Here is a 19,598-nt window from a genome sequence, read left to right as displayed (position 1 = left end):
ATGGTTCCTATTTCTGCCAGTTAGGGGCACGTTTTTCAAAAAATGCAGTTAGGCCTTCTTGGCCTTCTTCAGATACACGAATCCGCGCAATGCGCTCAGCGGTTAACTCAATTAGCGCATCATCTATTACGTTGCCAGCGACATCATTGATTAGCTGCTTCGCTGCTTTAACAGCAACAGGACCATTGTTGACAAGGTTTTGTAAGTGTTTATCGAGCGCTGTTTGTAAATCGCCGGTGATCTGGTGAATTAAACCCAGTTGCTTAGCAGTATGCGCGTCAAAAATCTCTGCCGTTAAAAAATAACGACGTGCAGCGCGTTCACCAATGGCTTTAATGACATAAGGGCTGATAACAGCAGGAATAAGACCCAGCTTTACTTCACTTAAACAAAACTGTGCATCGTCTTGGCAAATTGCGATATCACAACACGCAATTAAGCCTAATGCACCGCCAAATGCAGCACCTTGTACGGCACAAATTGTTGGATGTGGGCTTGTAGCAAGAACTTTCATAAGTTTTGCTAGCTGCATAGAATCCGCTAAGTTTTCTGCAAAGTCATTGCCAGCCATCGACTTCATCCAGTTTAAATCAGCGCCAGCAGAGAAGTGCTTACCTTCGGTTTTTAAAACCAGTGCGCGTACATCACAGCTATTTGCGTGTTCAATTAAACGGATCAGCTCACTGATGACTTCTTCGTTAAATGCATTGTGTTTTTCTGGGCGACTTAGTACCAGTACAGCCACATTTGATTTTGTTATTTCGAGTGTTACTGACATAAGGCCTCCATTACATTCTAAATACGCCGAACTGAGAATCGCGCTCTGGTGCATTTTTAGCTGCACTTAAGGCAAGCCCTAATACATTGCGAGTATCAGCAGGATCGATAATGCCATCATCCCAAAGGCGGGCACTGGCGTAATATGGATGACCTTGTTTTTCGTATTGCTCGATAATTGGCTTTTTAAACTCACTGACCTGCTCATCAGTCATGCTTTCGCCTTTACGGGCTAAACCATCTTGTTTAACTTGTGCAAGAACGCCAGCCGCTTGTTCACCACCCATTACAGAGATACGGGCATTTGGCCACATCCACATCATGGTAGGTTCAAACGCGCGGCCACACATACCGTAGTTACCTGCACCATACGAGCCACCAATTAACACGGTGAATTTTGGCACATCAGCACATGACACAGCGGTTACCATCTTCGCACCATGTTTGGCGATGCCTTCAGCTTCGTATTTTTTACCAACCATAAAGCCAGTAATGTTTTGTAAAAACACCAATGGGATTTTGCGTTGTGCACACAGTTGTATAAAGTGCGCGCCTTTTTGCGCAGATTCACTAAATAAAATGCCGTTGTTAGCAACAATACCTACAGGGTGACCAAAGATTTTTGCAAAGCCGGTTACTAAGGTTTCGCCAAAGTAGCGTTTAAATTCATCAAATGATGAATCATCAACAACACGAGCAATTACTTCGCGTACATCAAATGGCTTTTTAAGGTCAGTACCCACAATGCCGTAAATTTCGTTAATGTCGTAACGCGGCGGTTTAACATCATCAAGTAATGGTGCAGTAGGGCGCTGATAATTAATTCGTTCAATACATTGGCGAGCGATAGAAAGTGCATGGGCATCGTTTTCAGCATAGTGGTCTGCAACACCGGATGTTTTACAGTGAACATCAGCACCACCTAGCTCTTCAGCACTCACTTCTTCACCCGTAGCTGCTTTAACCAGTGGCGGACCAGCTAAGAAAATTGTGCCTTGCTCTTTTACGATAATACTTTCATCAGCCATCGCTGGTACATAAGCACCACCTGCGGTACATAAACCCATTACGACTGCAATTTGTGGAATGCCTTTACCAGACATACGAGCCTGATTATAGAAAATACGGCCAAAGTGTAATTTATCTGGAAATACATCATCTTGTTCAGGCAGGTTTGCACCGCCTGAATCAACTAAATAAATACACGGTAAATGACAACGTTCTGCGATATCTTGAGCACGTAGGTGTTTTTTTACCGTTAGTGGAAAGTATGTGCCGCCTTTTACAGTTGCATCATTGGCGATGATCATACATTCAACGCCTTTCACACGACCAATACCAGCCACAACACCGGCACAAGGAATAGCTTGTTCATACACACCAAAGGCAGCAAATTGAGAAATCTCTAAAAATGGCGAGCCTTCATCAAGTAGCTTTTCAATACGGTCACGAACAAATAACTTACCACGGCCTTGGTGGCGCTCAATCAGGGCAGGGCCTCCACCTAAACGGATATCAGCGACTTTTTCACGTAAATCACTTACGAGCGCTGCCATGTTGTCGTGATTTTGCAAAAATTGCGGATCGTGTGGATTTACACTCGATTTTAAAATCGTCATAACAAGGTCCTATCGGCTTTCAGTGAATAATTCGCGACCAATTAGCATGCGGCGGATTTCTGAAGTACCTGCGCCAATTTCATATAGTTTTGCATCACGTAATAAGCGACCAGTCGCATATTCGTTGATATAACCATTACCACCTAAGATTTGGATAGCATCTAGGGCCATCTTAGTTGCAAGCTCTGCTGCATATAAAATAGCGCCAGCGGCATCTTTACGCGTTGTCTCGCCGCGGTCACATGCACGAGCTACCGTGTAAACGTATGAACGAGCTGCATTCATTTGCGTGTACATGTCAGCAATTTTGCCTTGAATAAGTTGGAATTGACCAATTGGGCTATCAAATTGTTTACGCTCATGAATATAAGGAACCACAATGTCCATACATGCTTGCATAATACCAAGCGGGCCTGCAGCTAAAACAACACGCTCATAATCAAGGCCACTCATAAGTACTTTTACGCCTTCGTTTAAGTTACCTAGAATGTTTTCTGCTGGTACTTCGCAGTTCTCGAACACTAATTCACAGGTGTTAGAGCCACGCATACCAAGTTTGTCTAGCTTTTGTGCAGTAGAGAATCCTGGCGTGTTACGTTCTACGATGAACGCTGTTATGCCCTTAGGGCCGGCATTTAAATCTGTTTTTGCGTAGATAACAAAGGTATCGGCATCTGGACCATTAGTGATCCACATTTTGTTACCGTTAAGTACAAATACATCGCCTTTTTTCTCAGCTTTTAATTTCATTGATACAACATCAGAACCCGCATTTGGCTCACTCATCGCAAGGGCACCAATGTGTTCACCGCTGATAAGCTTAGGTAGGTATTTCTCTTTTTGAGCCTGAGACCCATTACGGTTAATTTGGTTAACACATAAATTTGAATGAGCACCATAACTTAAACCAATCGATGCACTTGCACGGCTAATTTCTTCCATTGCAATAACATGTTCAAGGTAGCCAAGGCCAGCACCGCCAAATTCTTCAGGTACTGTCATACCTAATAAACCCATTTCGCCAAGCTGTGGCCAAAGTTGATTAGGGAAGGCATTGTCTACATCTGTTTGTTCTGCAAGTGGGGCAATTTCTTGGCTAGCAAAGCTATTTACATGATCGCGGATCATGTCTGCTGTTTCGCCAAGTCCGAAGTTCATTTCTTTATAAAGTGAAATAGTGCTCATAATGTGTGTTCCTGTGAGAGTCTGTTGACGAGATTGTTGTCAGGTTATTCGTCTAAATTATTAAGGGTTTCACGACAGCGGCGTTCTGCTGTAACCAATTCCATTAGTACAACTTTAATGTCGTCCATTTGTTGGCTTAGGTCCGCTTTTTTCTCTGCGATAAGGTCAAGCATAGTGACTAGCTGCTTAGCGCTTGATTTGTCTGCATCGTACAGTTCAAACAAACGACCCGTTTCAGCCAAGGTAAAACCTAAGCGTTTACCGCGTAGAATAAGTTTTAATCTTACTTTGTCGCGTTTTGAATAAATACGGGTTTGACCATTGCGATCAGGTGAGATCAAGCCTTGGTCTTCATAAAAGCGGATAGAGCGGGTCGTTATATCAAATTCTTTTGCTAGTTCGCTGATACTAAACGTTTGCTCATTGCTAGCAGGTTCAACTGCTGCGCTTTCAAAGTTTGTTTGATTGTCTTGTTTCATGATTTATTTACCTCATTCGAATAACACCAATATAAGTGAAGTTTACGTAAAGGTAAAGGGGGATTTGGGAGTTATACTTTAGACTTATAAAGATAACTGGTTGGATTTGTTGAAAAGCTTTATTTATCTAGCCTTGTAAGCAGATGTTCGATTTTTCATACAACAAAATACAGATAAGTTTACAGTTTTACCGGCCGCAAAAATGTTGATTTTAGATTTACGTTGGCGTAAACGTAAATATTATGTATGCTGAATTAAATCGAAATTAAACTATAACAAATTAACTGTTTGGTTACACATGATTTGAACACATGATGATAACCACTTACATGGAGCCAATTATGACTACTGAAGCCGTTGTTATTGTTGCCGCAAAACGTACCCCTATGGGTGGTTTTATGGGCGCACTAAGTGGTGCACACGCAACTGATTTAGGTGCTACAGCTATTAAAAGTAGCTTAGAGCAAGCCGGTTTATCTGCCGATAAGATTGATGAAGTGATTATGGGCTGTGTATTACCAGCTGGTCTTGGTCAAGCACCTGCACGCCAAGCAATGTTAAAAGCGGGTCTTAATCAAGGTACTGGCGCTACAACAATCAATAAAGTATGTGGCTCTGGCTTAAAAGCTGCAATGTTTGCCCATGACTTAATTAAATCAGGCTCTATCAACTCAGCGGTTGCTGGTGGCATGGAAAGCATGAGTAATGCCCCTTATATGTTACCAAATGCACGTTCAGGTATGCGTATGGGCCATGGCGAAGTAAAAGATCACATGATGTGTGATGGCCTTGAAGATGCTTACGACAACAAAGCAATGGGTTGTTTTGCACAAGACACTGCCGATCAGTATTCAATTGGTCGTGAACAAATGGATAACTTTGCACTTAGCTCACTGACTAAAGCAAATAGTGCGATTGAGACAGGTGCATTTGCAAACGAGATTGCCGCGCACACTATTTCTACACGCAAAGGTGATGTGACCGTTGCGATTGATGAGCAACCAGGCAATGCACGTCCTGATAAAATCCCAGGTTTACGTCCTGCATTCAAAAAAGACGGCACTATTACAGCTGCAAACTCGTCATCAATTTCTGATGGTGCAGCAGCGCTTGTGTTAATGCGTGAATCTGATGCTAAAGCACAAGGTTTAACACCACTTTGCCGTATTGTTGCTCACAGCACACATTCTCAAGCACCAAGCGAATTTACTTTAGCACCAGTTGGCGCGATGCAATCGCTTTTAGAAAAAGCCGGTTGGTCTATTAATGATGTTGATTTATGGGAAATCAACGAAGCGTTTGCCATGGTGACTATGCTTGCAATTAACGAGTTAAAACTTGATGAAAGCAAAGTAAACGTAAACGGCGGTGCTTGTGCACTTGGTCACCCAATCGGTGCAAGCGGCGCGCGTATCTTAGTTACCTTAATTCATGCATTAAAGAATCGTGGTCTTAGCAAAGGTGTTGCCTCATTGTGTATCGGTGGTGGTGAAGCTGTTGCTATGGCAGTTGAAGCTCTTTAATCGCTTTAGAATTTTAATCTCTCACAGCCGCAACGTATTTTAAAAACTATCATGTTGCGGCCTCTTTATACCCACTGGGGAGGAGTGCCTCATGCACCAAGTACCTTTATTTATCAACGGCGAATTTACCCAATCAAGTTCATCGCAGCTGATTGATGTTATCAATCCTGCAAACCAAGAAGTGTTAGCTCAAGTTCCGTGTGCAACAGATGCTGAAATGGATGCAGCCATTGCCTCTGCAAAAGAAACATTTAAAACATGGAAAGAAGTGCCAATTTCTGAACGTGCGCGCATTATGATGAAATACGCAGCACTACTAAAAGAAAACCATGATGAGCTTGCGACGATCATTTGTCATGAGCTGGGTAAAACATTTGAAGACGCCAAAGGTGATGTTTGGCGTGGTATTGAAGTTGTTGAGCAAGCAGCCAATGCACCATCATTAATGATGGGCGAAACAATGGAAAACGTAGCGCGTAAAATCGATACTTATTCTTACATGCAGCCACTAGGTGTATGTGCGGGTATTACGCCATTTAACTTCCCTGCGATGATCCCATTATGGATGTTCCCACTGGCTATTGTGTGTGGTAACACCTTTATTTTGAAACCTTCAGAGCAAGATCCACTAACACCAATGCGTTTAGCTGAACTATTTGTTGAAGCAGGTGCACCAAAAGGGGTGTTACAAGTTGTTCATGGTACAAAACCACAAGTTGACCGTTTATTAGAAGATCCAGCAGTACGTGCTATTTCATTTGTTGGTTCGTGTGGTGTAGGTGAATACATCTATTCAAAAGGCACAGCAAACCTTAAACGCGTGCAAGCTTGTGTAGGTGCAAAAAACCACATGGTTATTATGCCTGATGCAAGTAAATCGCATGTTGTAAACAACCTTGTAGGTGCGTCTGTAGGTGCTGCAGGTCAGCGCTGTATGGGTATTTCGGTTGCTGTATTCGTTGGTCAAGCAAAAGACTGGGTTGATGAAATTAAAGCAGGCTTTGAAAACGTACGCCCTGGTGTATGGGATGATGCTAACGCGGCTTACGGCCCACAAACATCAAAAGCAGCTAAAGATCGTATTTTATCACTTATCGCAAGTGGTAAAGAACAAGGTGCAACGTGCTTAATTGATGGCTCTGACTTTACTGTTGAAGGTTACGAGCAAGGTAACTGGGTTGGTCCAACGCTATTTACTGATGTAACAACCGAGATGGATTTATACAAAGAAGAGATCTTTGGTCCTGTACTGGCTTGTATGTTTGTAGATACTCTTGAAGAGGCGATTGAGCTTATCAATAACTCGCCTTACGGTAACGGTACTTCGTTATTCACATCAAGTGGAGCAGCTGCACGTAAATTCCAACATGAAATCGAAGTAGGTCAAGTTGGTATCAATGTGCCAATTCCTGTGCCACTACCGTTTTTCTCATTCACAGGTTGGAAAGGCTCATTCTACGGTGACCAACACACCTATGGTAAGCAAGGTATTCGTTTTTACACAGAAACGAAAACAATTACTTCACGTTGGTTCGAGGATGATATCGCCTCAGGTCCGAACATGAGTATCAACCTTAAATAAGCCGTAATTAATTTACTGCTGAGCGAGCACATGCTCGCTCAAAGAACACACATTTAAACGACAACAATCGTTATTCACACAAGAATAAGACAACAAAATAGAGGTCTACTATGGACTTTAATTTAACCGAAGATCAGCAAGCGTTTGCTGAAACAGCCCGTCAGTTTGCAGAGTCTGAACTTGCTCCACATGCTGCTAAGTGGGACCAAGAACACATTTTCCCTAAAGACACCATTAAAGCAGCCGGTGAGCTTGGCTTTTGTGGTTTATATACCCCAGAAGAAGCGGGCGGCTTAGGTTTATCTCGCTTAGATTCAAGCATTATCTTTGAACAGCTTGCAATGGGTTGTACAGCAACCACCGCTATGTTGACAATTCATAATATGGCAACCTGGATGATTGCAAGCTTTGGTACTGAAGATGTTAAAGCTCAGTACTGTGAGCAATTAGTCATGGGTGAGTTACTTGCTTCTTACTGCTTAACAGAGCCTGGCTCTGGCTCTGATGCAGCATCACTAAAAACTAAAGCGGTAAAAGAGGGCGATGAGTATGTGATCTCAGGCTCTAAAATGTTTATCTCGGGTGCTGGTGAAACTGATTTACTTGTAGTTATGGCGCGCACTGGTGGTGAAGGCGCAGCCGGTATTTCGGCATTTGTTGTGCCTGCTGACGCAGCAGGTATTGAGTACGGTAAAGCTGAAGAAAAAATGGGCTGGAATGCACAGCCAACACGTTTAATTAGCTTTGAAGGTGTCAGAATTCCTGCGTCTAACTTACTAGGCCAAGAAGGCGAAGGCTTTAAGTTTGCAATGCAAGGCCTAGATGGTGGCCGAATTAATATTGCTACCTGTTCATTAGGTACAGCACAAGCAGCTCTTAATACTGCGCGCGAATACTTAAAAGAACGTGAGCAATTTGGTAAGCCATTAGCTGCTTTCCAAGCACTGCAATTTAAAATTGCCGACATGAACACCGAGCTTGTTGCAGCTCGTCAAATGGTGCGCTTAGCCGCATTTAAACTAGATACCGGTGACAGCGAAAAAACCACTTACTGCGCGATGGCAAAACGTTTTGCTACAGATGTTGGTTTTAAAGTATGTGACGACGCACTACAAATTCATGGTGGTTATGGTTACATCAAAGAATACCCATTAGAGCGTCATTTCAGAGACGTACGTGTGCATCAAATTCTTGAAGGCACAAACGAAATCATGCGTGTGATTATCGCACGTCGTATCTTAGCTGAGTCAGCTGGCGACATTCTATAAGGAGTAACCTATGTCTAATCCATCGATTGATTTAAATATTGAAGGTAACGTAGCGGTTTTAACTATGAATAACCCGCCAGCGAATACCTGGACACAAGATACATTAACCGCGCTTAAAGACACTGTGACCGAGCTAAATGCTAACAAAAATGTCTATGCATTAGTGATTACAGGTCAAGGTGAAAAGTTCTTTAGTGCAGGTGCCGATTTAAACGTGTTTGCCAGCGGTGACAAAGGCGTTGCTGCCACTATGTCAAAAGTGTTTGGTGATGCATTTGAAGCATTAACTAATTTCCGTGGTGTATCAATCGCGGCTATTAATGGTTATGCCATGGGCGGTGGTCTAGAAGTGGCTCTTGCGTGTGATATTCGTATTGCTGAAGAGCAAGCTCAAATGGCACTTCCTGAAGCGAAAGTTGGCTTGTTGCCTTGTGCTGGTGGTACGCAAAACCTTGCATGGCTTGTTGGTGAAGGTTGGGCAAAACGCATGATCTTATGTGGCGAGCGCCTAAAAGCTGAAAAAGCACGCGAAATTGGCCTTGTTGAAGAAGTGGTTGGTGCTGGCGAAAGTTTAGCTGCAGCAATGAAACTTGCTAACCAAGTTGGTGAACAAAGCCCGGTTGCTGTGACTGCATGTAAAGAACTTATTCAAAAAGGTCGCACACAACCTATGGCTCATGCGTTGCCATTAGAGCGTGAGCTATTTGTTCAGTTGTTTGATACGCAAGACCAAAAAGAAGGCGTGAATGCGTTCTTAGAAAAGCGTAAAGCAAATTGGGTAAATGGCTAATGACTAACCTAACACTACTAAATCATCAAGATGCGCCTGTGGTGTTTGAAACTGCAGAGGCCGAGAGTGGCCTCATTGCAATTGCGACACTCAATGCGCCGAAATCGTTAAATGCCTTAAATTACGACATGATCCAACTGCTTGAGCCTCAGCTTAGAAAATGGGCTGACGATGACGCCGTTGCCATGGTCGTGCTAAAAGGGGCTGGCGAAAAAGCATTTTGTGCCGGTGGCGATGTAGTAAGCCTGCATAAAGCAATGAGCACAGGTGAGCCTGCTAACTACATTGAAGACTTTTTTACCCTTGAGTACAAATTAGACTACCTAATTCACTGTTATAAAAAGCCAATATTACTTTGGGGTAATGGCATTGTTATGGGTGGCGGCCTTGGCTTAATGGCTGGGGCAAGTCACCGAGTGGTAACAGAAACATCGCGTATTGCAATGCCTGAGCTAACCATTGGTTTATACCCAGATGTTGGCGGCAGTTACTTCTTACATAAAATGCCTGAGCAAGTGGGTCTATTCTTAGGGTTAACTGCGGCGTCTATCAATGCTGAAGATGCCTTGTTTGTTAATCTTGCTGATCACTATGCAACAGCAGATAAATATGACGCTATTTTAACGGCTATCACCGCTGAAAAATGGGGCAAAACAGCCTCATTAAATCACGAAAAGCTGACTAACATTTTAATCTCGATTGATAATATTTCAGGCCGTGTTCCTAAAGGCAATGTAAAAGATAACTTAGCGGTTATTCAAAAGCTGGCTGAGTTTGATTCATTGCAGGGAAAAATTGACTACATTCAAGCTTTACAAACTGAAGACAAATGGCTTACCCGTGCGCAAAAGTCATTAGCACATGGTTGTCCGCTTAGTTGTGCGCTGGTTGAACGTCAATTAGCTAATTCAAAAGAGATGACGTTAGCACAGTGCTTTAAAATGGAGCTAGGTATGTCAGTACGCTGTGGCGAAGTAGGCGAGTTTCAAGAAGGGGTTCGTGCGCTATTAATCGACAAAGACGGTGCACCTAACTGGCAGTTTAAATCGCTTAGCGATATCGACGAAGCAGTTGTAGATAGCTTCTTTACAGCACGCTGGGATGAGCAATCTCACCCACTAAACTCATTAACGTCATCTTAAGTCGAAGGGGTAAACAAATGGCTAAATTAACAATAGGATTTATTGGTTTAGGCAACATGGGTGGCCCAATGGCGGCAAACCTTGTCAATGCAGGTCATACAGTTCGTGTATTTGACTTAAATAAAGCAGCGGTCAGTGAGCTTGCCGATAAAGGTGCAATTGCTGCTACCGATGCAGCTGAGTGTGCCATTGGCGCTGATATTTTTATCAGTATGCTACCAGCAAGCAAACACGTTAAGTCTCTTTATTTAGGCGAAACAGGCCTTATCAACTTACTTGATAGCAAAACTTTAGTGATTGACTGCTCAACCATTGATGCAGAATCAGCGCGTCAAGTGGGTAGCGAACTTGCTCAAAAAGGCATTGATTTTGTTGATGCACCTGTATCAGGTGGTGTTGCAGGTGCAACAGCGGGTACTTTAACCTTTATCGTCGGTGGTGAGCAAAGCCACTTTGAAAAAGCCAAACTGGCTTTAGCAGATATGGGTAAAAACATCTTTCATGCTGGTGATATTGGTGCAGGCCAAGTCGCAAAAATATGTAACAACATGCTGCTAAGCATTTTAATGGCTGGTACTAGCGAAGCACTACAAATGGGCATTAACAACGGGCTTGATCCAAAAGTGTTAAGTGACATCATGACTGCAAGCTCTGGCCGTAACTGGACGCTTGAGCTTTACAACCCATGCCCTGGTGTAATGGAAACAGCACCAGCAAGTAATGATTATAAACCTGGCTTTATGGTTGATTTGATGGCAAAAGACTTAGGTCTTGCTATGGAAGCGGCTCAGCAAAGTAATTCATCTACCCCAATGGGGTCAATGGCGAAGAATCTATACACTATGCTTCAGCATCAAGGTGCGGGTAGTGATGATTTTAGCGCTATTTTTAAATTATTCTCGAAGTAGGAGATTGTTGTGGAAATTAAAAACAACAACATCGTAATTACCGGTGGTGCGCAAGGTTTAGGCTTTGCGATGGCCGAGAAATTTGCATCCCTTGGCGCGAACATCGCCCTTATCGATATGCAACAAGACGTTCTTGATACTGCAGTATCAGCGCTTGCTAAATATGGTACAAAAGTTATGGCGTATGCTGCTAATGTTACAGATGAAGATGCTGTGGTAGCAACGTTCAACACTATTAACAAAGACTTTGGCCATATCGGCGTGTTAATTAATAACGCAGGTATCTTACGCGATGGTATGTTTATCAAAGCAAAAGAAGGCAAAGTGGTAGATAAAATGTCGTTAGCTCAATTTCAATCTGTTATTGATGTGAACCTGACCGGTGTATTCTTAGCAGGTCGTGAAGCTGCGAGCCACATGATTGAGTCTAGCAAAGGTGGCGTTATTGTTAATATGTCGAGTGTTGCCCGTGCTGGTAACATTGGCCAAACAAACTATGCTGCGTCTAAAGCTGGTGTTGTTGCGATGACAACGGGTTGGGCGAAAGAATTAGGTCGCTTTGGTATCCGTGTTGGTGCAATCGCACCAGGTGTTATTCGCACAGCAATGACAGATGCAATGAAACCAGAAGCAAAACAACGCATGATGGCGGTAACGCCAGTGGGTCGTTTTGGTGAAGCAGAAGAAATTGCCCAAACAGCACAATACATTGTAGAGAATGACTTCTTTACAGGTCGTGTTGTTGAAATTGATGGCGGTATTCGCCTTTAATTTCAAAAGGTAACCCTTTACCCATTGAAAGTACCAAAACGGTAAGCCTAGCTTGCCGTTTTTTTATTTTTAAAGTATTTTAAATTCATAATGATAAGGAGATTTGTTATGAACACTGATGGCATTACAGTATCAATGAGCAAGGGAATCAAAGCTAACTTCAAACTAGGTGAACATTTAATTGAATACTGGGGTTCGGCTTATTCAGGAAAAGAAGTACTGAAAGTAGACGGTGAATTAATAGCAGAATCACGTAACTTTAAAACTAAATCTGTTCATGAGTTTAGTATTGATGGTAAAGCCTGTCAGTTGTGTGTAAGGGTTAAACCCTTTTTTAAGTTCTCAGCCGTTATTTCATTAGAGTGTGAAGGTGAATTAGTTCAGCGCTACAGACTCACATACGGTAAAACACGAAAAGTCGCTTGGTATTTCAGGTATCTCGATCTCTTAGCTTTTTTTGTTTTGGGATGGGTATTCATGGCAGAAGCAATATCACTGAACGAGCTAATTTTACTTGCTGGTGCCATTTTAATTTTTTCCGAAATAGTTTTTAAAAATCATGGCTGGATCATCGAAGAGCAAAAGCCTTGTAATTAACTGCCTAGCATTCAATAATTAAGCGGTTAAAAGCCGCTTAACTTTGAGAGATGTAGTGAATCCCAAACAAATCCGCAATTTTTATATCAATGAAGAACAGTCTGTTTATTTACTGTCTCACCATGATGCTAAAAAGCACCGCCAATGGCTTAATATTTGTATTAAACAGCTTACTTTGCTTGGTTACAGTGACGTTGAATTAATTGGCTCTGGTGCGTTTGGATTTGTTTTTGCCGGTGTTGATGATGAAGACTTACCTTGGGTATTTAAGTTTTCACGTATAACCCTTGCACAAAGTGTACGTGACCGTTTAGAAGACGAAGCGTACATGCTCTCGCAAGTTAATAATCCGCTCGTGCCAAAATTTTATGCCTTTGAACGCATTAAAAAGCAAGGCATTTTAATGATGGAGCGCGCTCTAGGTGAAGACTTAGAAAAAATCTCCATTAAACAGGGGCGTTTTAGTGCAGCAAAAGTTATGGCGCTGGCACTTAGGCTACGTAATGTGCTTTTAGATTTACGTGAACACAAAAATGGCTTAAGCCCACAGCCAATTGTGCATGGCGATATTAAACCCTCTAACATCGTTTATGATGAACAAACTAACAAGTTGTCTTTGGTAGACTGGGGCAGCTCTGTTTATGCACAAATAGATGCTGATGGTAATCCGGTTGCCAGCAATTTTATGGATCTTATGTCTGCTGATATCAGTACCACTAATGCACGTATGGGTGATGTGTACTTTATTGGTGATGAGCAAATGTCAGGCGGGCAGTCATCGCCACGTTTTGATGAACAAGGTGTTGCCTCAACCCTTTATGCATTGGCCTCTGCACAATCTTGTAGATTTGGTGCTGCGGTTATTCCGGCTACAAGCCTGAATTTACCTATGGAGCTTGCCCGGGTTATTGACGGTATGCTTTCAAAAGATAAGGCAACCAGAGATGGCGCAGGTGATTATTTTATGCGAAACATGCCTACAATGGCTAAAGCTTACCTCCCTGAGCTGCCCCGTAAAGTCATTCGCCCGTATATTCCTTATTGGTTTAGTGAGTTTGATGAACACCCAGACACGGTGGTATATAGCTCTCGTAAGCAATTTTTAAGACAAGCGGACCATAATCAACAATTACTAGATGTAAACGATGCCCAGCTCGACAGATACTACAAAGAGTTTTTATTTGATACCGGCGACACCGAAAAAGCATTTTTGGCCTCAATAAGCCGATTAGCAAAATACCCAGTAGTAGGGGGCTTGAGTTTTCATTGGAAAGAAAACTCACTGTTTGTCGAGTCTTCCCTTATTCTGCATGATGAAACGCTTGGCACTGCGTTTACCGATGCGATTAACAACACGGTGATGTTAGCACAGGGGATTGAACAAAAAGGTCTCTTTAAATGTTGCTTGTTTGATGCGCGTAAAACCATTCAGCTCGAGCGTGATGGCACAGGTGCGTTTAAGTTTGAGAATTTACCTGAGCTTGATTACGAAGTAATGGATGTACAAGCCTCAGACGTAACCAGGCCACACTCTTACTTTGAAGATGGTAAAGACCCTGATGAGCAATTACAGCTCCCGAAAAAGGTTATAAAGTGCGTATTTGAGCTAAACCAAATACACCACACGGGCTGTATCATTTTCGAAGCCTTACCTGATAGGATGAAAATACATCATTACTATCGTTTGCTTGATGCCAGTAAAGAGCCTGAATTTAAACGCTTATTAAGTAAGCTTATGCAGTACGCAGTTAATATCACAGATGTAGGTGTGGCAGGCTTTATGAAGCTACCTTACAAAAATACCCGTGAATTTAATTTATGTACTAAACAGCCCGATGAGTTTTATCCGCGAGATCCCAAAAGAGTGGAATGCTAAAAGCTAACCTGATTCAAGCAGTTAAGGAGAATAATAAACATGGACTACAGCCCAAATTATAAAAATTATTCATTAGATGAGCTATTAGATGCTCAAAAGTATATTGATAAAGAAAGCTTCCCACAAAGAGCGCAAGAGTTAGAATTAGAGATTGCAAATAAATTAAAAGACCCAGAAATAAAAGCAGAGTTTGAAGAGCTAGAAACGAGTAAAAGGTATGCTACTTTTTGGCCTCGTTTTTGGGCTGCTATTATTGATGGCTTAATTTTTACAGCATTACTTTATATCGAATGCTTACTCTTTGACGTTGAATATTCTTACGAAAACTCGATTTTACAAGCTGTTAATGGCTTTCAGTACATTGGCTATGTTGTTTTCATGCATGGGTTTTATGGTCAAACACTTGGCAAGATGGTCATGGATGTTAAAGTCCTCAATCATGAAACCGAAACGAGCATTACGCTTAAGCAATCGGTTCGCAGAGAATCTGTTAATATTGCTATTAACTCGTCTTGGATACTATTAGTTTTTTCTATTTCAATATCGTTACAACAACTTGGTAGCGTACCTGCGGTTTTAACTTATTTAATTATGGGTCTGAATTCATTAGCTACAGTTTGGGCATTGTCAGAATTTATAACCATGCTGTTTAATGAAAAGCGTCGTGCAATACATGACTTCATCGGTAGAACGGTTGTTGTTAGATTGTAATAAGGAGATCTACAATGACAACCGTAAAAAAACACCTTAATTACCTAATGATGTAGTCGTTAGTTCTTTTTGTAGTGGCTAATAATAGGTATTGTTTATTCATCCTTTCAATTTATCTAAAGGCTTTCAGTGAATGCTAATGTCTAAAGTCCTTGTCGAGAATTTATATTATGATGGGCCAAGAGGGGGTATCACATCTATTGAGGGGAGACATTACAGGTTTGTTTCAGACTTCAATGATGACAGTGGATTTACTGATGAGTTTTCTCTTTATTTAATATCGGAATCTGAACTTCAATTAGAGATTGAGCAATGGCAAATTTTTGTTAAATGGAATAAAAAATATCAGTCAGGTGAATTAAAAGCCGATAGTCATCCTGGGCATGGTGGTATATCTAAAAGATGGGATGAAATAGAGCATGCTTTGGCAATTAACAGAAAAGATACGTCAAACTTTAAATTTAAAGCTACAGCGACCTTTACCCGGAATGATCAAGAACTGCAATATGATTTAAATGGCCCTTGTTATGATGTTTCTTGGCACTTTCTCTAATTATAAGTGTATTTAAAAAACGATGGCTACTCGCTAAAAGTTACAGTGTTTTTTATTCATTTCAAATAAAAAGCTTTTTATAGAGCCTGACATTCACTTGCTAATGCAAAACATACAAACACTGACTACTACATATCAAAAGCGTAAATTAAAAAACCTGCTAAATAGCAGGTTTGTGGGTAATTGGCTTTTACTTATGCTCTTCAATTATCTCAGTGATCCCTTCAGCAGAAAGTATCTCTATCCAATAACCATCTGGGTCTTTTATAAAGGCTAGACCTTTCATAGAGCCATCGTCTGGTTTTTTTACAAACTCAACATCGTATCTTGCAAAACGCTCGCATGCTGCATATACGTCTGGCACACTAATACCGATATGACCAAAGCCTTTTGGTTCATCATTACCACTATGGTAACCAGCAAAACTGTCGTCGTTTTCTGTGCCCCAATTGTGTGTAAGCTCGATAAGAGCAGGGCGACGAAACACCCACTGTGCTTTTTCTTTAGCTGTGCCTTTTGGCATTTCTTGCTCATAACCTAAAAAGTACAGCGTAAACTCCATTTTAGGGAAGTCATATTTACCCAGTAACTTCATGCCTAAAACGTTTTGGTAGAAATCTAAAGAAGGCTTTGGATCTTTAATGCGCAACATTGTTTGTTGCATCACGAAATCTTGCGTTGCATTTGCGATTTGTTCAGGTGATTCGTTGTAGTTAGACATACACATCCTTTTTTAATTACATTAATGATGATTAACTCAGTCTAACATATTCAAGTTACGCTTCGATTAATAACAGATAAACTATGAGCCCTTTGTACTATGGTAAGTTAAAAATCATGGTGCTATAAATTGAAGATAGGTAACGGAGTTTTTGAACTAACGCACAAATGGAATAGCGAGCACATTATGGAAGATTTGCAAAATAAAAGAAGCTTTTCACAACGGTTCTTTGGTGAATACGCCAGCACTCCAAAGGTTTTGTGGACTATGTCTATCTGTATCATTGCTTTTTTATGGTTGACACGTGAAGGTGGACTTTTTGACATGCTTATTGCTTGTGATTTCAACTCTGCTTTCTTGCTGACAATAATTGGTTATTTATCAGAATTTAGATATCGCCCTTCAATTCTCAACTTGCTAACTTGCTAACTTGCTAACTTGCTAACTTGCTAACTTGCTAACTTGCTAACTTGCTAACTTGCTAACTTGCTAACTTGCTAACTTGCTAACTTGCTAACTTGCTAACTTGCTAACTTGCTAACTTGCTAACTTGCTAACTTGCTAACTCAAATAAAAAACCGCCCTTAAAGGCGGCTTATTTCAACTAACAGCTAAAAGCTTATAGCTCAGAGCTAAAGCTTAATTACCCCAAGGATTACTCGCACTTGAACGTTGTTTACGGGTGCGGGCTTTTTGCTTGGCTTCTTTTTTAGCGTGAATACGTTTAGCGTCAGTAAAACTTAACTCACATGGTTCACCTGGTTTTTGATCAGCAGGGATCACACGATCGCGCGGCGGCAATTCATAGTTTACATCGTCTGGGCGTGGTAAATTTTTAAGACGATACAAATAAAAGTTTTCGACTTTTTCTTGAGCCCATTGGGTTTTACGTAAAAACTTAACCGCAGATTTTACATCAGGGTTATTCTTAAAGCAGTTCAAACGCATATAGGCGTGGAGTAATTCCCAGCCATATTGTTCGACAAGCTCTGTCACTACTTGCTCGATACCAACACCTTGCAGTGGGTTATTGCTGAAAATTTCTTTATTACTCATTAGACTGTCCGGTATTACAAAACTAGGGTAAGTATAATTGCCTTTACCCTAGTTTTATAGCTAACTTGCTAAGAATGTTTATATTCGAGCTTATTCTTTACAATTGACCACTACACGGCCGCGAATTTCACCTTTTAATAAGGCTTCTGCATTTGCAACGGCTTCAGAAAGTGGAATTTCTTGCGAAATAGCATCGAGGTACTGAGCTTCAACTAACTCACTTAGACGTTGCCATGCTTCAATTCGGTCAGCTTTAGGGCGCATTACACTATCTATACCCATTAGACTAATGCCACGAAGGATAAACGGCGCTACCGTTGCTGGAAAGTCCATACCTTGTGCTAAACCACACGCTGTTACAACACCACCGTATTTAATCGATGCACACACATTTGCAAGGGTGTGGCTACCCACAGAATCAATTGCGCCAGCGAATTGCTCTTTAGAGAGTGGTTTCCCAGGTGCTGAGAATTCTTCGCGAGATAAAACGCGTTTTGCGCCTAATTTTTCAAGGTGATCTGCTTCGTTCATTCGTCCTGTTGTCGCAACTACATCAAAACCTAGTTTATTTAACAAATAGATAGCAAAACTACCCACGCCGCCATTAGCACCGGTAACAAGAATTTCGCCACTTTGGGGTGTGATACCTTGTTTTTCTAAAGCGATGATACTCAGCATTGCCGTATAACCTGCAGTACCAATTTGCATAGCCTGTTTTGGTGTTAAATTAGCAGGGAGGGGGATGATCCAATCAGCACTCATAGACGCTTTTGAACTCAAACCACCTAGGTATTTTTCCCCAACACCAAAGCCATTTAACAGAACTTTATCACCTACTTTAAATTCATCGCTTTTAGAGTCTGTTACTGTGCCTGCAAGGTCTATCCCGGGGATCATAGGAAATGTTCTTACCACAGGTCCTTTACCTGTAATGGCTAGGGCATCTTTGTAATTCAATGTACTGTAGTCAACATCAATATTTACATCTTGCTGGTGGATGCTTTCTACAGGAAAGTCTGTGTATTCGGCACGGTAGCCTTGATCATCTTTGTTTATAACTACCGATTTTACTGATGTTGTCATGTTGACTCCTTTTAGACCGATCGTCTTTTAATGGTTAAAATAAAACCGTATTTAAACGGCTTTATAAAATTAAGCGTAAAAATTGTGCTGTATAAAGGGTAAGCGGTTCACTTGATTTATCAAGTTTAGAGCGCATCACTGCGCCTTCCCAGCCAATCCAGAAGAACTCAGCAAGCATTTTGCAATCTGATGATTGAGGAATTTGCTTTTGCTTCTTAGCATCAACTAAGCATTGCTCGATTAAAGCTTGCCAGTTGGCGTAAGCCTGTTTTATGCGGTCAATCATAGGCTCATCAAGGTGACTGATTTCTTGGTTTAAATTACCTATTAAGCAGCCGCGTTTAAACTCAAACTTTGCCATGCCTTGCTTGGCGTCATTGGCAAATAGCACAATCCTCTCAAGAGGGGTTGTTGAATCGTTGTTTAGGTGGCGTTTTAACTTTGCCTGAAAATAGCTGTCGTAAGCATCAATGAGTGCTAAGCCAAAATCATTCTTACTTTTGAAGTAATGATAAAAAGAGCCCTTAGGTACCTGAGCTGATTTTAATATTAAATCAATGCCGGTTGCGCTAAAGCCTTTTTCGGTTAATACAGCTAGCCCCGTATTAATCAAAAGGGCGCGGGTATCTGCATTTGAACGCGCTATTTTTGGTGGCCTGCCACGACGGCTTGGCACAGAGTTATTTGTTTCCATACCGACTATATTAGACCGATCGGTTTTTAATATGCAAGCATTAAATTGACTAAATTGTAATCTTCATAATTTTGTCATGATTACAATTTAATTGGGAACTTTGCCGAAATTGGCTTGGTCTCAAATAATGAAGCTAGAAGAGCTGTATCGTTTTTAGCTGAATTTAAGTGTATTAATAGATGGTTTTAGTTAAAGAGGTACGACCACTTAGTCATTTAAAATGTTAATTCATTTGAGCATCAGCACGTTAGTTATTGTCAATT

At 41.4% G+C, this 19,598-nt stretch carries 20 protein-coding genes; 12 read left to right on the top strand and 8 right to left on the bottom strand.

The genetic code is table 11. From position 1 onward, the window contains the following. Positions 1 to 7 precede the first annotated feature (7 nt). The 4 genes from L1D51_RS10425 to L1D51_RS10410 are packed head-to-tail and all read right to left on the bottom strand — an operon-like array spanning position 8 to position 4,060. Positions 8 to 778 (bottom strand): enoyl-CoA hydratase/isomerase family protein, encoded by a 771-nt coding sequence (locus L1D51_RS10425; RefSeq protein WP_062569055.1) that lies wholly within the window; start codon positions 776 to 778, stop codon positions 8 to 10. A gap of 10 nt (positions 779 to 788) precedes the next feature. Continuing rightward, a complete protein-coding gene (locus L1D51_RS10420) occupies positions 789 to 2,396 on the bottom strand; it encodes a carboxyl transferase domain-containing protein (protein WP_239963622.1) in 1,608 nt (535 codons plus the stop codon). Between the two features lie 9 nt (positions 2,397 to 2,405). Then, entirely contained in the window at positions 2,406 to 3,581 is a 1,176-nt protein-coding gene (locus L1D51_RS10415) for an isovaleryl-CoA dehydrogenase (protein ID WP_054561519.1), read from the bottom strand. Between the two features lie 44 nt (positions 3,582 to 3,625). Then, positions 3,626 to 4,060: a MerR family transcriptional regulator gene (locus tag L1D51_RS10410; RefSeq protein ID WP_054553803.1), complete on the bottom strand. Its 435-nt coding sequence runs from the start codon at positions 4,058 to 4,060 to the stop codon at positions 3,626 to 3,628. A 341-nt stretch (positions 4,061 to 4,401) separates the two neighbouring features. Between L1D51_RS10410 and L1D51_RS10405 the strand changes: the two genes are divergently transcribed. The 11 genes from L1D51_RS10405 (at position 4,402) to L1D51_RS10355 (ending at position 15,781) form a co-directional block, all read left to right on the top strand. Then, positions 4,402 to 5,583, top strand: a complete 1,182-nt coding sequence (locus L1D51_RS10405) for a thiolase family protein (protein WP_055021360.1) — start codon at positions 4,402 to 4,404, stop codon at positions 5,581 to 5,583. A gap of 91 nt (positions 5,584 to 5,674) precedes the next feature. Beyond that, positions 5,675 to 7,165, top strand: coding sequence for a CoA-acylating methylmalonate-semialdehyde dehydrogenase (locus L1D51_RS10400; RefSeq protein WP_055197193.1), 1,491 nt, complete (start codon positions 5,675 to 5,677; stop codon positions 7,163 to 7,165). 110 nt (positions 7,166 to 7,275) lie between these two features. Continuing rightward, positions 7,276 to 8,433, top strand: a complete 1,158-nt coding sequence (locus tag L1D51_RS10395; protein ID WP_239963621.1) for an acyl-CoA dehydrogenase family protein — start codon at positions 7,276 to 7,278, stop codon at positions 8,431 to 8,433. Positions 8,434 to 8,443: 10 nt separating this feature from the next. After that, complete coding sequence (locus L1D51_RS10390) at positions 8,444 to 9,223, top strand: enoyl-CoA hydratase (RefSeq protein WP_055021359.1); 780 nt, start codon at positions 8,444 to 8,446, stop codon at positions 9,221 to 9,223. Next, on the top strand, positions 9,223 to 10,365 hold the full coding sequence (locus L1D51_RS10385) for an enoyl-CoA hydratase/isomerase family protein (protein WP_239963620.1): 1,143 nt from the start codon (positions 9,223 to 9,225) through the stop codon (positions 10,363 to 10,365). The genes L1D51_RS10390 and L1D51_RS10385 overlap by 1 nt, the downstream gene beginning before the upstream one ends. Positions 10,366 to 10,382: 17 nt before the next feature. Continuing rightward, the gene (gene mmsB / locus L1D51_RS10380; RefSeq protein WP_054561514.1) at positions 10,383 to 11,273 is read left to right on the top strand and encodes a 3-hydroxyisobutyrate dehydrogenase; all 891 of its coding nucleotides are present in this window, start codon (positions 10,383 to 10,385) and stop codon (positions 11,271 to 11,273) included. A gap of 9 nt (positions 11,274 to 11,282) precedes the next feature. After that, positions 11,283 to 12,044, top strand: coding sequence for an SDR family oxidoreductase (locus L1D51_RS10375; RefSeq protein ID WP_055021357.1), 762 nt, complete (start codon positions 11,283 to 11,285; stop codon positions 12,042 to 12,044). Positions 12,045 to 12,152: 108 nt separating this feature from the next. Continuing rightward, positions 12,153 to 12,641 carry a hypothetical protein gene (locus L1D51_RS10370; RefSeq protein ID WP_054561512.1) on the top strand — a complete coding sequence of 163 codons (489 nt, stop codon included), beginning with the start codon at positions 12,153 to 12,155 and terminating at the stop codon, positions 12,639 to 12,641. 55 nt (positions 12,642 to 12,696) lie between these two features. Then, positions 12,697 to 14,517 (top strand): protein kinase domain-containing protein, encoded by a 1,821-nt coding sequence (locus L1D51_RS10365; protein WP_239963619.1) that lies wholly within the window; start codon positions 12,697 to 12,699, stop codon positions 14,515 to 14,517. Between the two features lie 39 nt (positions 14,518 to 14,556). Beyond that, positions 14,557 to 15,228, top strand: a complete 672-nt coding sequence (locus tag L1D51_RS10360; protein ID WP_055021355.1) for an RDD family protein — start codon at positions 14,557 to 14,559, stop codon at positions 15,226 to 15,228. Between the two features lie 139 nt (positions 15,229 to 15,367). Further along, positions 15,368 to 15,781, top strand: a complete 414-nt coding sequence (locus L1D51_RS10355; RefSeq protein WP_239963618.1) for a hypothetical protein — start codon at positions 15,368 to 15,370, stop codon at positions 15,779 to 15,781. 190 nt (positions 15,782 to 15,971) lie between these two features. Here L1D51_RS10355 and gloA read toward each other — a convergent pair whose 3' ends face one another. Further along, a complete protein-coding gene (gene gloA / locus L1D51_RS10350; protein WP_239963617.1) occupies positions 15,972 to 16,502 on the bottom strand; it encodes a lactoylglutathione lyase in 531 nt (176 codons plus the stop codon). Between the two features lie 186 nt (positions 16,503 to 16,688). Here gloA and L1D51_RS10345 point away from each other — a divergent pair, with 186 nt between their 5' ends. Next, positions 16,689 to 16,931, top strand: coding sequence for a hypothetical protein (locus L1D51_RS10345; protein WP_239963616.1), 243 nt, complete (start codon positions 16,689 to 16,691; stop codon positions 16,929 to 16,931). A gap of 210 nt (positions 16,932 to 17,141) precedes the next feature. On the opposite strand, the gene L1D51_RS10340 is transcribed toward L1D51_RS10345, so the two are convergent. The 3 genes from L1D51_RS10340 to acuR form a co-directional block, all read right to left on the bottom strand. Then, positions 17,142 to 17,558: a VF530 family protein gene (locus tag L1D51_RS10340; RefSeq protein ID WP_055021352.1), complete on the bottom strand. Its 417-nt coding sequence runs from the start codon at positions 17,556 to 17,558 to the stop codon at positions 17,142 to 17,144. 90 nt (positions 17,559 to 17,648) lie between these two features. Then, positions 17,649 to 18,641, bottom strand: a complete 993-nt coding sequence (gene acuI / locus L1D51_RS10335; protein ID WP_239963615.1) for an acrylyl-CoA reductase (NADPH) — start codon at positions 18,639 to 18,641, stop codon at positions 17,649 to 17,651. 61 nt (positions 18,642 to 18,702) lie between these two features. Further along, positions 18,703 to 19,335, bottom strand: coding sequence for an acrylate utilization transcriptional regulator AcuR (acuR, locus tag L1D51_RS10330; protein ID WP_055021350.1), 633 nt, complete (start codon positions 19,333 to 19,335; stop codon positions 18,703 to 18,705). Positions 19,336 to 19,598: the final 263 nt, after the last annotated feature.

The sequence above is a fragment of the Pseudoalteromonas shioyasakiensis genome (assembly GCF_022398475.1).
GTDB lineage: Bacteria > Pseudomonadota > Gammaproteobacteria > Enterobacterales > Alteromonadaceae > Pseudoalteromonas.
The sequence above is the reverse complement of the archived record's forward strand: the minus strand, read 5'-3'. Positions and strand labels throughout refer to the sequence as shown.

Excerpts from the sequence above, each read along its gene's own strand:
- L1D51_RS10425 (WP_062569055.1), bottom strand. The coding sequence starts at position 778 with ATGTCAGTAACACTCGAAATAACAAAATCAAATGTGGCTGTACTGGTA.
- L1D51_RS10420 (WP_239963622.1), bottom strand. The coding sequence starts at position 2,396 with ATGACGATTTTAAAATCGAGTGTAAATCCACACGATCCGCAATTTTTG.
- L1D51_RS10415 (WP_054561519.1), bottom strand. The coding sequence starts at position 3,581 with ATGAGCACTATTTCACTTTATAAAGAAATGAACTTCGGACTTGGCGAA.
- L1D51_RS10410 (WP_054553803.1), bottom strand. The coding sequence starts at position 4,060 with ATGAAACAAGACAATCAAACAAACTTTGAAAGCGCAGCAGTTGAACCT.
- L1D51_RS10405 (WP_055021360.1), top strand. The coding sequence starts at position 4,402 with ATGACTACTGAAGCCGTTGTTATTGTTGCCGCAAAACGTACCCCTATG.
- L1D51_RS10400 (WP_055197193.1), top strand. The coding sequence starts at position 5,675 with ATGCACCAAGTACCTTTATTTATCAACGGCGAATTTACCCAATCAAGT.
- L1D51_RS10395 (WP_239963621.1), top strand. The coding sequence starts at position 7,276 with ATGGACTTTAATTTAACCGAAGATCAGCAAGCGTTTGCTGAAACAGCC.
- L1D51_RS10390 (WP_055021359.1), top strand. The coding sequence starts at position 8,444 with ATGTCTAATCCATCGATTGATTTAAATATTGAAGGTAACGTAGCGGTT.
- L1D51_RS10385 (WP_239963620.1), top strand. The coding sequence starts at position 9,223 with ATGACTAACCTAACACTACTAAATCATCAAGATGCGCCTGTGGTGTTT.
- mmsB (WP_054561514.1), top strand. The coding sequence starts at position 10,383 with ATGGCTAAATTAACAATAGGATTTATTGGTTTAGGCAACATGGGTGGC.
- L1D51_RS10370 (WP_054561512.1), top strand. The coding sequence starts at position 12,153 with ATGAACACTGATGGCATTACAGTATCAATGAGCAAGGGAATCAAAGCT.
- L1D51_RS10360 (WP_055021355.1), top strand. The coding sequence starts at position 14,557 with ATGGACTACAGCCCAAATTATAAAAATTATTCATTAGATGAGCTATTA.
- L1D51_RS10355 (WP_239963618.1), top strand. The coding sequence starts at position 15,368 with ATGTCTAAAGTCCTTGTCGAGAATTTATATTATGATGGGCCAAGAGGG.
- gloA (WP_239963617.1), bottom strand. The coding sequence starts at position 16,502 with ATGTCTAACTACAACGAATCACCTGAACAAATCGCAAATGCAACGCAA.
- L1D51_RS10345 (WP_239963616.1), top strand. The coding sequence starts at position 16,689 with ATGGAAGATTTGCAAAATAAAAGAAGCTTTTCACAACGGTTCTTTGGT.
- L1D51_RS10340 (WP_055021352.1), bottom strand. The coding sequence starts at position 17,558 with ATGAGTAATAAAGAAATTTTCAGCAATAACCCACTGCAAGGTGTTGGT.
- acuI (WP_239963615.1), bottom strand. The coding sequence starts at position 18,641 with ATGACAACATCAGTAAAATCGGTAGTTATAAACAAAGATGATCAAGGC.
- acuR (WP_055021350.1), bottom strand. The coding sequence starts at position 19,335 with ATGGAAACAAATAACTCTGTGCCAAGCCGTCGTGGCAGGCCACCAAAA.